This is a genomic window from Eikenella sp. NML070372 (genome assembly GCF_001648415.1).
Lineage (GTDB): Bacteria > Pseudomonadota > Gammaproteobacteria > Burkholderiales > Neisseriaceae > Eikenella > Eikenella exigua.
The window spans coordinates 279,613-291,351 of the sequence record NZ_LXSN01000003.1 but is presented as its reverse complement, the minus strand read 5'-3'; the positions used below and the strand labels follow the sequence as shown (position 1 = coordinate 291,351).

At 56.2% G+C, this 11,739-nt stretch carries 12 protein-coding genes; 8 read left to right on the top strand and 4 right to left on the bottom strand.

Translation table 11 applies throughout. The features are described from left to right. Positions 1–62: 62 nt before the first annotated feature. From A7P97_RS01600 to A7P97_RS01590, 3 genes are all read right to left on the bottom strand, one after another. Positions 63–791, bottom strand: a complete 729-nt coding sequence (locus A7P97_RS01600) for a PmeII family type II restriction endonuclease (protein ID WP_067530046.1) — start codon at positions 789–791, stop codon at positions 63–65. Positions 792–859: 68 nt separating this feature from the next. Next, positions 860–2,257 carry an ATP-dependent RNA helicase HrpA gene (hrpA, locus tag A7P97_RS01595; protein ID WP_082887559.1) on the bottom strand — a complete coding sequence of 466 codons (1,398 nt, stop codon included), beginning with the start codon at positions 2,255–2,257 and terminating at the stop codon, positions 860–862. Positions 2,258–2,414: 157 nt separating this feature from the next. After that, positions 2,415–3,287, bottom strand: a complete 873-nt coding sequence (locus A7P97_RS01590; RefSeq protein ID WP_067530045.1) for a lysophospholipid acyltransferase family protein — start codon at positions 3,285–3,287, stop codon at positions 2,415–2,417. A 264-nt stretch (positions 3,288–3,551) separates the two neighbouring features. Between A7P97_RS01590 and A7P97_RS01585 the strand changes: the two genes are divergently transcribed. The 8 genes from A7P97_RS01585 to A7P97_RS01550 all read left to right on the top strand — a co-directional run bounded on the left by A7P97_RS01585 (position 3,552) and on the right by A7P97_RS01550 (position 10,813). Then, a complete protein-coding gene (locus A7P97_RS01585) occupies positions 3,552–5,000 on the top strand; it encodes an aminoacyl-histidine dipeptidase (protein ID WP_067530044.1) in 1,449 nt (482 codons plus the stop codon). A gap of 278 nt (positions 5,001–5,278) precedes the next feature. Next, complete coding sequence (locus tag A7P97_RS01580) at positions 5,279–6,688, top strand: amino acid permease (protein ID WP_067596296.1); 1,410 nt, start codon at positions 5,279–5,281, stop codon at positions 6,686–6,688. Between the two features lie 216 nt (positions 6,689–6,904). Continuing rightward, positions 6,905–7,327 carry a hypothetical protein gene (locus A7P97_RS01575; RefSeq protein WP_067530042.1) on the top strand — a complete coding sequence of 141 codons (423 nt, stop codon included), beginning with the start codon at positions 6,905–6,907 and terminating at the stop codon, positions 7,325–7,327. Then, positions 7,320–8,546 (top strand): beta-ketoacyl-ACP synthase, encoded by a 1,227-nt coding sequence (locus A7P97_RS01570; RefSeq protein ID WP_067530041.1) that lies wholly within the window; start codon positions 7,320–7,322, stop codon positions 8,544–8,546. Before A7P97_RS01575 ends, A7P97_RS01570 begins: the two co-directional genes overlap by 8 nt. Beyond that, positions 8,527–9,030 carry a thioester dehydrase gene (locus A7P97_RS01565; RefSeq protein ID WP_067530040.1) on the top strand — a complete coding sequence of 168 codons (504 nt, stop codon included), beginning with the start codon at positions 8,527–8,529 and terminating at the stop codon, positions 9,028–9,030. Before A7P97_RS01570 ends, A7P97_RS01565 begins: the two co-directional genes overlap by 20 nt. Before the next feature lie 194 nt (positions 9,031–9,224). Continuing rightward, positions 9,225–9,656, top strand: a complete 432-nt coding sequence (locus A7P97_RS01560) for a hypothetical protein (RefSeq protein WP_067530039.1) — start codon at positions 9,225–9,227, stop codon at positions 9,654–9,656. Continuing rightward, the gene (locus tag A7P97_RS01555; RefSeq protein ID WP_125080570.1) at positions 9,614–9,880 is read left to right on the top strand and encodes a hypothetical protein; all 267 of its coding nucleotides are present in this window, start codon (positions 9,614–9,616) and stop codon (positions 9,878–9,880) included. Before A7P97_RS01560 ends, A7P97_RS01555 begins: the two co-directional genes overlap by 43 nt. Positions 9,881–10,264: 384 nt before the next feature. After that, positions 10,265–10,813: an OmpA family protein gene (locus tag A7P97_RS01550; protein WP_067530037.1), complete on the top strand. Its 549-nt coding sequence runs from the start codon at positions 10,265–10,267 to the stop codon at positions 10,811–10,813. A gap of 81 nt (positions 10,814–10,894) precedes the next feature. Here the strand turns inward: A7P97_RS01550 and A7P97_RS01545 are convergent, their stop codons facing one another. Continuing rightward, positions 10,895–11,248, bottom strand: coding sequence for a PH domain-containing protein (locus A7P97_RS01545; protein ID WP_197474155.1), 354 nt, complete (start codon positions 11,246–11,248; stop codon positions 10,895–10,897). Positions 11,249–11,739: the final 491 nt, after the last annotated feature.

Here is an 11,739-nt window from a genome sequence, read left to right as displayed (position 1 = left end):
ACCTTAGTTATGGTTATTAGTGGCGCATACACTCTAAACGGAAACAATCAAGCCGTCAAACATTATTCATGGTTACTTAAATTTCGCACGGTTTCGCTGGCGGCAAGTGTTTTGACAATTCGATCTAACTCCTTGCTGAAATCGGCCTCCACCGCAACCGAACCGATGGCGTTGATGAGTTCGTGATAAAAACCCTCGTCGCCCGTCAGCCTGTGCCACAAGTCTCTGCCGACAATGACATCATAGTCGTATTGCTCTGTAATACGGCGGTAATGGCTGCTCAAATCTTCCGGTTCGCCGTACAGTACGCCGACTATCATGTCATCGTTGGGGATTTTCAAATGGTTGGTGCGCGACAGGTTGCGTACCGATTTGAAATGCCCGGCAATGGTTTCTACATCATCGGCATTGATGGTATTTGGCCCCGCTTTAAGTTGGCAGTATTTTTTGCGCCCGTCGGTTTGGTCGGTAAATTCGATGTCCATGCCGCTGGCGGTGCTGCCGACGGCATTTTGAATGGCGGAAATAAAGCCCTGCATATTCTGCCCGAACGATGTGTTGATGGACGTACCCAACACGCGCGGAAACAGCAGGGCTTTCGCGATGCTTCCGGGGCTAGAATTGCCCGTCAGAAAGTTGGCAAGGTAAACCGTCAGAAACGGATTGAGGTTGAACTGTTTGGGGTCGGTCAGTTTTTCGGTATTTTTGATGTGGTTTTGCGCGATTCGGTCGCGAAACCACTGTTTGGCGGCATCCAATATTTTTTGTTTTTGTTTTGCGTTTAAAGACATGGTATTTCCTTTATCAAGTTAAAAATGACAGTTTGCGCAGGCTGCTTTTTATTTCAGACGACCTTTTTTCAGGTAGCCTCCTCCACCGCCCCCAATTCCAGCAACACCTGAAACCCGTCATTGATATACCGCGAATCGGGCATTTCCAAAAATGGGAATGCCGCCACGTCGCCCAGTTTCAACGCTGCCATGCGCAGGATGACGGCGGCCAGGTTGCTGCGGACGATTTCAGGGTCGGTGAATTCGGGGCGGCTGTTGAAATCTTCTTCTGAAAACAGTCGGATACACACGCCTGCGGAGACGCGTCCGCAGCGGCCGGAGCGTTGGCGGGCGGCGGCTTGGGAGATTTTTTCGACATGAAGCTGCTCCACTTTCGCCCGTGCGGAATAGCGTTTGACGCGCGCGAGGCCGGTGTCGATGACGTATTTGATGCCCGGCACGGTGAGCGAGGTTTCGGCGACGTTGGTCGCCAGCACGATGCGGCGTTTCGCGCCTGAGGGGTGGAAGATTTTGTGCTGTTCGGCGTGCGACAGGCGTGCGAACAGGGGCAGGATTTCGTCGTTGCGGCGCAGCGTGGATTTGCGCAGGGCTTCGGCGGCTTCGCGGATTTCGCGTTCGCCCGGCAGGAACACCAAAATATCGCCTTCGCCGTGTCGCGCCAATTCGTCCGCCGCATCGACAATCGCGTCGGTCAGCTCTACTTCCGCGTCGTCTTCGTCTTTGCTGGTCAGCGGGCGGTAGAGGATTTCGACGGGATAGGTACGCCCGCTCACTTCCAGCACGGGCGCGCCGTTGAAGTGTTGGGAGAAGCGTTCTGCGTCTATGGTGGCCGATGTGATGATGACTTTTAAATCGGGGCGGCGCGGCAGCAGCTGTTTCAGGTAGCCCAAGAGGAAGTCGATGTTCAGGCTGCGCTCGTGCGCTTCGTCGATGATAATCGTGTCGTAGGCGGCGAGGTAACGGTCGGTCTGGGTTTCCGCCAGCAGGATGCCGTCGGTCATCAGCTTGACGCAGGCATCGCGCGAGGTGTGGTCGGTAAAGCGTACCTTATAGCCCACCGCGCCACCGATTTCCGATTTCAGCTCTTCGGCAATCCGCTCCGCCACCGAACGCGCGGCCAAACGGCGCGGCTGGGTATGTCCGATCAAGCCCGCCGCCCCGCGCCCGAGTTCCAAACAAATCTTAGGTAATTGCGTGGTTTTGCCCGAGCCGGTTTCACCGCAAATAATCGTTACCTGATTTTCGGCAATGGCTTTTTTGATTTCCTCGAGCTTTTCGTGAACGGGCAGGGTGTTGTCGAATTCGGGTTTGGACAGTTTGAACAGGCGTTGCAGATAGAGGTCGTGCGATTTTTGGTATTTTTCTTCGACTTTGGGCAATCCGCCGTATTTATTTGGATTTTTGAAGGCGGATTGCAGAAAGTGGCGGTCTTTGGAGAGGATCTGGGAGAAATCTTGCTGCGGCATTTGGCTGGAGAAAGTTGAAAGAAAACAAAAGAAGCAATTATAGCAAAAAGTGCTTGGCTATTTGGCGGAAGGCTATGGCAAGAAAGGCTACCTGAAATTTTCAGGTAGCCTCTAATCTATTTATTCTAATAGATATTTTCTCAACTAAAGGCGTGATTTACCCCTGAGGCGGCAGCGGGGCACCAGCAGGATGTTTGTAGCGGTTGTAGGCAAACAGATATTGCTCGGGGAAGCGGCGCACCCAGTTTTCCACGTTGCGGTTGATGATTTCGGCGTCGTGGGCTTTGTCGCTGTTGAAACTGCCGGTTACGGGCTCGATATGTAAGGCGAAGCCGCGGTTTTCAGGTAGCCTGATGCCGGCGAAAAACAGGGGGCGTACGTTTTTCACTTGTGCAAGGCGGCCGGCCAGGGTCATGGTGTAGGCGGGGCGGCCGAAGAAGGGTGCCCATACGCCGTCGCCGTGTTCGTCGGGCACGTGGTCGGGCAAAACGATGGTGGCTTCGCCTTGGCGCAGGGCTTGGATGATTTGCTTCACGCCGTGCAGGTTGGTGGGGGCGGTGCGGCCTTTGTCGCGCACGCGGCCGGCCTGCATGATGTCGTCGAGGATTTTGATTTTCGGCGGCTTATACATGGCGGTGAGCGGGAAGGGCAGGCGGTGGCTGATGTAGCGGCCGGCGAGGTCGTAGTTGCCGATGTGGGGGGTGATGAGCAGCAGGCCTTCGCCGGCATCGAGGGCGGCCTGGATGTGTTCCCAGCCGTGGGTTTCCACGAATAGGGCGGCCACCTGTTCGGGGCTGCGGAAAAAGGCCAGCGGCAGCTCGAGCGCGCCTTTGGCGGTTTCGCGGAATACGGCGCGGACGTGGGCGGCATCGTTGGGCAGGCCTGCGGTGTGCAGGTGGTTGCGGATGCGTTCGCGGTCGGCGCGGGCGAAACAATAAAGCAGGCCGCCTGCGCAGTGGGCGATGAAGTGCAGCACGGAAAGCGGCAGTGCGGCCAGGGTGTGGAAGAGGAGGAAGACGAGGGTGCGCATGCAGATGGCTTGAAGATGGGTTAAGTAGTATTGTAATGGAAAAGGGGACGGACAAGCTAATAGCGGGGAGGCTACCTGAAAAATAAAACAGTTTTTCATTTCGTGGAAACTCATGCTTTTAGGTAGTCTTTTTACTCCACTTGCCTGTCGTGCGATGCAGGTTTAAACTCAAGCCGTTTTTCGCGCCGATGCGTTTGCCAAACGGTATCGGCTCTTGCTCCGGCTACATTTTCAGGTAGCCCCATCATTCCCAAAGGAGACCCCATGAATCCGCTTCATTCTTTGCAGCCGCAGGCTGTTTGGCAGTGGTTTGCCGATATTTGCACCATTCCACACCCCACTTATCAAGAAGCCGCGCTGGCCGAAATGATTGTTACCCGCGCCAAGGAGAAAGGCCTGGCGGTGCGGCAAGACGAAAAGGGCAATATTTATATCCGCAAACCAGCGCACGGCGCGGGCATGGCCGATAAGCCCGGCGTAATTTTGCAGGGACATATCGATATGGTGGCACAAAAAACCCCCGATTCGCCGCATAATTTCGCCACCGACCCCATCCGGCCGCAAATCATCGACGGCTGGGTGCACGCCACGCAAACCACGCTGGGCGCAGATAACGGCCTCGGTTCGGCCATGGGCTTGGCCGTGGCTTTTGCCGACGATATCGAGCACCCGCCCTTGGAAGTGTTGCTCACGGTGGAAGAAGAAATCGGCATGGATGGTGCACGCCAAATGCGCGGCGACTTGCTGCAAGGCCGCTATTTGATCAACTTAGACACTGAAGAAACCGGTTGTGTGTATGTGGGCTGTGCCGGCGGGCGCGATGCCGATTTAAGCCTGCCTTTCGCCACCGAAGCCGCCGAAGGGCAGCATGTGCGCATTACCGTGTCCGGCTTGCCGGGCGGGCATTCCGGCATCGATATTCACCGCGGCCACGGCAACGCCATCAAGGTATTGGCCGATCTTTTAGCACGCCTGCCGGAAGAAAGCGGCTGGCGGCTGGCCGCCTTCCACAGCGGTACGTTGCGTAACGTGATTCCTTCCGAGGCAGAAGCCGAAATCGTGCTGCCTCAGGCATTTATCGGCGTGCTGACCGAACTGGCCGACACCGTGCGCGCCGAAACGCAAAACGAATTGGGCAAGTTTGCCGACAAACTGGCGATTCAGGTAGCCCCAATCGGCCAGGGCGCACAGGCCGCCAGTCATGCCGACAGCCGCCGCATGATTGATTTGCTCGCTGCCGTTCCCAGCGGCGTGCTCAAATGGAGCGAAGAGTTCGACGGCGTGGTGGACACTTCCAACTGCCTAAGCGTGGTGCACATGAAAGACGGCAAATTTACCGCCGCCATGCTGCTGCGTTCGCTGCGCGAAAGGCCGAAAGACGACTTCTGCCGCCTGCTCGGCTCAATCGCCCGCCTCGCCGGCGCCACGCTGCGCACCGATCAGGACTACACCGGCTGGGAGCCGCATATGTCGTCTGCCTTGCTGCAGAAAACCATTGAATCCTTCGTCGCCGTGCGCGGGCAGCAGCCGCAAATCGAAGTAGTGCATGCCGGACTGGAATGCGGCCTGATGCAGAAACACCTGCCGCACACCGAAATGATTTCCTTCGGCCCCACCATCAAAGGCGCTCACTCGCCCAAAGAGCGGGTGCAGATTGATACCGTGGAAGAGTGCTGGCGCATTTTGCTGGATTTGCTCAAACGGATTGCTTAACGAATTAAGCTAAGCATTGAAAATCCCTGCCGACCAGTGATTCTGGTCGGCATTTTTCATGCGAAATTATATTTTTCAGGGGAAGTACATGCCAAAAAACGGGCTGGAAAGGGTTTTTAAACAGCGATAATTTAATATTATCCATAAAAATCAGTTGTATATGTGCTATTGGCTGAGTTATATTCCGACTCTGGCTGCCACAATGCTGCGGCGGCCGATTAAGTTAGAGCGGATTAAGTTCAGACTTCATCCGTGATAGGAAGTACAAAGGAATACCCGTGAGCACCAACCAAGAAACCCCGCATAGCCTGCAACGCAACCTGAAAAACCGCCACCTGCAACTCATCGCCATCGGCGGCGCCATCGGCACCGGCCTGTTTATGGGCTCGGGCAAAACCATCCATTTGGCCGGCCCTTCCGTTATTCTCGCCTACATCATCATTGGCGCCTTCCTGTTTTTCATCATGCGCGCCATGGGCGAGCTGCTGCTTTCCACCCTCGAATACAAATCCTTCACCGACTTCACCCACGACTTGCTTGGCCCGGCCGCCGGCTTTTTTGTGGGCTGGACCTATTGGTTTTGCTGGGTGGTAATCGGCATGGCCGACATCATCGCCATTACGGGCTATACCCAATTCTGGTGGCCGGATGTGCCGCTGTGGCTGCCCGGGCTGTTGTGCATCATCCTCATGGCCAGTATGAATTTGCTCACGGTAAAACTCTTTGGCGAAATGGAATTTTGGTTTGCCTTGGTAAAAATCGTGGCCATTGTTACCCTGATTGCCGTGGGCTGCTTTTTGGTGGCCAGCGGCTTTGTTGATCCCACTTCCGGCGAAAAAGCCTCGCTCAGCCACTTCTGGAGCCACGGCGGGTTCTTCCCCAACGGCATCAGTGGCTTCTTCTCCGCCTTCCAGATTGCCGTGTTTGCCTTTGTGGGCATTGAATTGGTGGGTACGGCTGCCGCCGAAACCAAAGACCCGGAAATCAACCTACCCAAAGCCATCAACCGCATCCCCGTGCGCGTGATTATTTTCTACGTGCTGGCCTTGAGCGTGATTATGGTGGTAACGCCCTGGGACGAAATCGACCCCGCCAAGAGCCCGTTCGTGAATATGTTCACCCTTATCGGCATTCCGATTGCCGCAGGTTTGGTGAACCTGGTGGTGCTCACTTCCGCGCTCTCTTCCGCCAACGGCGGCATGTTTTCTACCGGCCGCATGCTCTACGGCCTCTCCGAAGCCGGCGTGGCTCCACGCATGTTCAGCCGCCTCAACCGCAACGGCGTGCCTGCCACCGGCCTGCTCTATTCCTGCCTCTACCTGATTGTGGCCGTATTTCTGCTGTATCAGGAGGGCGACATCATGGCCATGTTCACCGTGGTAACCACCCTCTCCAGCATCGGCTTCATTTTCGTGTGGGCGATTATCCTGCTGGCCTACCTCAAATACCGCAAAACCCGCCCGCATCTGCACGAAAAATCCATCTATAAGCTGCCCGGTGGTACCGCCATGGTGTGGGTATGTCTCGCCTTCCTTGCCTTCGTGCTGGTGCTCTTCTCGCGCGATGCCGACACCCGGCTGGGGCTGATGTGCATGCCCATCTGGTTTGCCGCCTGCGCCGTGCTGTATTGGGTACTGTATGCGCGCAAACACGGCAGTGCCCCAACCCCGCAGCAGTCGCAGCAATAGCAGCGGAGGAAATCAAGGCTACCTGAAAAGTGATTCATACCTTTCAGGTAGCCTTCCATATTTCAGGTAGCCCCATGTGCCTGCGCCTTATAGCTGGCCGATTTCATTTGAGGCTACCTGAAACCCTATAAACAAGACGCTCATCCCCGACAATCCACTCCCGCCCCGCTTCGTCTATAATCCCACCCCATTCCCATTCCGCAAAGGCTACCTGAAATGACCTTCCCCAAGCTCCTCGCCCCCATCGTTACCGCGCTGCTGCTTGCCGCCTGCGGTGCCACTTTCGCGCCGCAGGATTTGCCGCATCTGGCGGCGGGCGAGAGCCGCCGTTTCAAGCTGGAACGGCTGGATGAAACCGGCGCGGCGGAGCAGGTGTCGCTGCTGGTGGTGCAGGGCGAGGCGGGCGGGCAGTTGCGCTGGATTCAAACCGACGCGTTCGGTGCGCCGCTGGCGCGCTTGCTGGCCACACAACGCGGCTGGCGGCGCGACGGTTTTGTGCCGCCGAACCATGCCGCGCAGGCGGTGTTCGCGGCGATGTTCCCGCTGTTGGAAAACGGTTTTTCAGACGGCCGGCCGCGCGAGTTGGAGGGCGGCGGTGCGAAATGGCGGCTGACGCCTTTGGGAGAGAATGATGAATAAGGCACGGGTATACCTCGGCCGGCCAGGTTTGGTGTCGGCTTTGGGCAGCGGTTTGGCGGAGCATTTGGACGGCCTGTTGAGGCCGTCTGAAAACAGCCCGCTCACGTTTTCCAGCGAATGGGGGAAGGGCAAAAACCGTGCTTTCGGCGCGGTCAACCGGCCGTTGCGCCCGTTTCCCGACAATCTGCCCGCCGAACACCGCAGCCGCAACAATCAATTGCTGTGGGACGCTTTGGCGCAAATCGAGCCGCAGATTCAGGCAGCCCTCAGCCGCTACGGCGCGGACAGAATCGGCGTGGTAATCGGCACGTCGGTGGGCGGCGCGGATGAAAATATCCGGCTGTTCCAACACGTTGCAAATGGCGGCGGCTGGGCGGACATTCCGTTCAAACAGCAGGCGCAACTGCTTTCCTCGCCCGCCGATTTTGCCGCGACGGCGTATGGCCTGCGGGGCGCGTGCTACGGTGTGTCCACCGCCTGCACGTCCGGCGCGCGGGCGCTCATCAGCGCGGCGCGGCTGCTGCGGCTGGGCGTGTGCGACGCGGTGTTGTGCGGCGGCGTGGACACGCTCTCGCCGCTCACCATCAACGGGTTCGCCTCGCTGGAAGTGCTTTCAGACGGCATGGCCAATCCGTTTTCGCGCAACCGTAACGGCATCAACATCGGCGAAGCCGCCGCCGTATTCGTGATGACCCGAGAAGATAACGGCGACGCCCTGCCGCTCTTGGGCTACGGCGCGAGCAGCGACGCGCACCACATGTCTTCCCCGCGCCCCGACGGCCTCGGCGCGGCGCAGGCTTTTCAGGTAGCCCTAAACCACGCGGGTTTGCCGACCGAAAGCATCGGCTGGATCAACCTGCACGGCACCGGCACGCTGCTCAACGACGGCATGGAAAGCCGCGCCGTGGCCGAAGTGTTCGGCAGCCACACCGCCGCCACTTCCACCAAACCGCTCACCGGCCACACCCTCGGCGCAGCCGGCGCGCTCGAAGCCGCCTTCGTATGGGGCATTGCCAGCCGCCGCGACAACCCGGAAGGCAGCCTGCCGCCCCAACTGTGGGACGGCCAGGCCGACCCCGAACTGCCCTCAATCGCGCTCACCGTTTCAGGCAGCCGCTGGCCGCAAGGGCGGCGCATCGGCGCGAGTTCGTCGTTTGCCTTCGGCGGCAACAACAGCGTCCTCATCATCGGAGAAGAACATGCCCCAATGCCCGATTAAGCAACCCGCCGCCCTCCTGCCGCACAGCAGCCGCATGGTGCTGCTGGACGAAGTTTTATCCTACGACGACAACAGCCTGCACGCCGTCTGCACCATCCGGCCCGACTGCATCCTGCTCCCCGACGGCGCAAACGCCCTGCCCGGCTGGCTCGGCATGGAAATCATGGCGCAAGGCGTGGGCGCATGGGCGGGCGCGCACGCGCTGGACGCCGGCCGCCCCGTGCAGCTCGGCTTCCTGCTCGGCACCCGCAAGCTCAGCTTCGGGCTACCTGAAATCCCCGTCGGCATCGTGCTCGATGTGCAAATCAACCTGTCCTGGCAAGACAACGCCACCAACATGGGCGTGTTCGACTGCACCCTCGCCTGCCGCACCCCGCCCCCCGGCCGCGCCGATCCCGCCCCCGGCATACTACTCCTCTCCGGCGCGCTCAACGTATTCAGCCCCACCAGCCGCGAGGCTTTGGACGCGATTTTGGGCAGATAAGTTTCAGGTAGCCTTGAGGCCGTCTGAAAGGCTACCTGAAAACATGGTTTGCTACGAAGCTGCAACATGAATGAAGCAAAGCGGGTTGAAGCCCGACGCTGACACTGCCGCATCCCGTTTTCAGACGGCCTCAAACCTCTCCCTGGCTACCTGAACCCACGCTTGCCAGCATGCACACGAATCGGAGTACACCCATGGAAACGTATTTCTACAATAAAAACATCAACCTCATCGAAGTCCAGCCCGCATTTATCCGCACCGCCATGCGACAGGCCAAGCGTTACCGTTGCGGCATTCGGATCTTGAGCCGGGCGACTGTTACCATCAACCCGACACCCGCGCCGAAACACGCCGTGGTGGATTTTGCCGATTTGGCCGCTTATCCCGAACTGCCGCATTTCCAAATCGGACACGATCTTGAGTCGCCCGAATTCATCAATACGGATGCCCTATACCGATTCGAGCAATTGGAAACCCTGGCAATCGGACAGCCAATCGACATCGACCTCTCTCAACTGCCCGCGCTTAAAGACTTAAGGATGGACTACAACAAAAAATCCGAAATATCGGGCAATGCACCCGTTTGGAACGTTTATACCTATGGTCTTACAAAGGCAAAGACTTAACTGAATTCCAAAACCTGACACGGCTGAAAGATTTATTGCTGATTCGCCCCTCCGTGTGCACATTAAACGGCATCGAAAACCTAACCGCCTTGGAAACAATTGACATCAGCTATGCCCGCAGCCTGAACGATGTATCTGCCCTGTACCGGCTGCAAGAAATACACCAAGTCAAAAACATTGGGCTGCCAGAAAAATTTCATGACGAGGGGTTTTGGCAGCAATAGAAAGTAAAAAAACGGTGGCATAGTAGCTCGGATGATTAGTTTTCAGATAGCCTTAAGCATTTAAAGGGTTACCTGAAAGAAAAACCGCAACACAAAACGAAATTGCAGCGCAGCAAAATAGGTGGCAAGATTTTTGTCCATATTAGGATTCAAAATTCACATTAGCAGTACTCTGCTTGAGTTTTATTAGGATTTTTGGTATACACGAAACGCAGTCCGATCATATTTTTACTGCAGTATCCAACCTTAAGAGAGGTATCCAAAATGCGAGTTTCTCAAAGTGCCCTTGTTGTTTTATCTGCTTTAGCCCTGCTGACTGCCTGCCAGAAAGAACCTGAATTTGCTGGGCCACAAGCGCAGGCTTCTGCCGCCAGCACAACTGTCATGCCCCAAACCGCATCTGATGCATCTAATGCCTCGGCACCTGCCTCCGAGCAGGCATCCGCTGTTTCATCAGCATCATCTACCCTTTCCGCACAGGGCAACAGCCTTTCTTCCCAAGGCAGCAACCTGTCAGCACAAGGCAGCGGTTTGAGCGCTACCGAAACAGGGTTTAATATTAAAATCAATTTGTCGTCGGATGTGCTGTTTGATTTCGACAAAGCCGAACTCAAACCCGAAGCCGATGCCGATCTGCAAAAAGCTGCCGACATCATCCGCCAAAAAGGGCAAGGGGTGATTCTGATTACCGGCCATACCGACAGCAAAGGCTCCGATGCTTACAACCAACGCTTGTCTTTAGCTCGTGCACAGGCAGTAAAAAACTGGTTTGAAGCAAAAGGCTTGCAACAGAATTATCAGCTTGAAGGCCTCGGCGCCACACGCCCCATTGCGCCCAACACCCACCCAGACGGCAGCGACAACCCGGAAGGCCGTGCCCAAAACCGCCGTGTGGAGATTATTGTGAATAAAACCACGCAATTAGGGAATTAAGTTCTCCCCTGCTTTAAGCAATAAGAGGCCGTCTGAAAACAGCTAATCTGTTTCAGACGGCCTTTTTACAGCCTGCGCACATTAAGGCTTATATCGGGTGTGGTAGCCTGGGTTTTCTTCGGGACGCAATTGGTTGGGGAACTGGCGGTCTGTGGTGATATCCACAGCGGTTTGCTGAATCAGCTTATACACTTCGTAGGGATTTTCCACATAACGCAGGGCATTTCTGCCACCGAAGCGGATCGTGCCCCGTTTGAACATGGCTTCCAACACGCCTACATACACCCGCAAATTCTGCACTTCAGGCAGCTCGGCACTGGCAATATCCAGCCCGATCAGCCCGGAAGTGAAATACAGGCGTTTATCGGTGAGCGCATAATCGATGCGGTACCAGTTTAAAAAGCGGTAAACCGGCGAAAAAATTTCGTACCACACCGGAGCCAGATGAAAAAGTATAAAAAATTCACATACGGGAACAAACCGTGCGATGCGGCATTAAACTTGCCGATAAAAAACAAGTCAAACAAGCCCCAGCACAGGGCGAACAGATAAATCAGCGGATTGCCCAATACGTATAAAAAACGGTGCGGCTTGCCCTGCCATAAGATGTTTTCGTTCGGGTCGGTAAAGCATTGAAGCATGTTCCCTCCTGAAGGGTAATGAAGCATGGGTATTGTATCACTCAATCCATACCTTCAATTCCATACTAGCTCACGAAGCCTCACCAAAACTTCCACCCGCATACGGAGGCCGGCCCTCATTTAATCTCATTAAAATCCACTCTTTCAGGTAGCCTTCAGCTGCTAAAGGCTACCTGAAAACAGAATTTCAATGCCATCCAAAAATATGAAACGGCAACGAAATGCCAAAACAGCCGCATAGCCATTCCGACAAATCCGGTTCGCAGGTACAATCCACGTGCTGCG

What these genes read in the sequence shown, in the direction of transcription:
- A7P97_RS01600 (WP_067530046.1), bottom strand. Translation starts at nt 791, where the DNA reads ATGTCTTTAAACGCAAAACAAAAACAAAAAATATTGGATGCCGCCAAA.
- hrpA (WP_082887559.1), bottom strand. Translation starts at nt 2,257, where the DNA reads ATGCCGCAGCAAGATTTCTCCCAGATCCTCTCCAAAGACCGCCACTTT.
- A7P97_RS01590 (WP_067530045.1), bottom strand. Translation starts at nt 3,287, where the DNA reads ATGCGCACCCTCGTCTTCCTCCTCTTCCACACCCTGGCCGCACTGCCG.
- A7P97_RS01585 (WP_067530044.1), top strand. Translation starts at nt 3,552, where the DNA reads ATGAATCCGCTTCATTCTTTGCAGCCGCAGGCTGTTTGGCAGTGGTTT.
- A7P97_RS01575 (WP_067530042.1), top strand. Translation starts at nt 6,905, where the DNA reads ATGACCTTCCCCAAGCTCCTCGCCCCCATCGTTACCGCGCTGCTGCTT.
- A7P97_RS01570 (WP_067530041.1), top strand. Translation starts at nt 7,320, where the DNA reads ATGAATAAGGCACGGGTATACCTCGGCCGGCCAGGTTTGGTGTCGGCT.
- A7P97_RS01565 (WP_067530040.1), top strand. Translation starts at nt 8,527, where the DNA reads ATGCCCCAATGCCCGATTAAGCAACCCGCCGCCCTCCTGCCGCACAGC.
- A7P97_RS01560 (WP_067530039.1), top strand. Translation starts at nt 9,225, where the DNA reads ATGGAAACGTATTTCTACAATAAAAACATCAACCTCATCGAAGTCCAG.
- A7P97_RS01550 (WP_067530037.1), top strand. Translation starts at nt 10,265, where the DNA reads ATGCCCCAAACCGCATCTGATGCATCTAATGCCTCGGCACCTGCCTCC.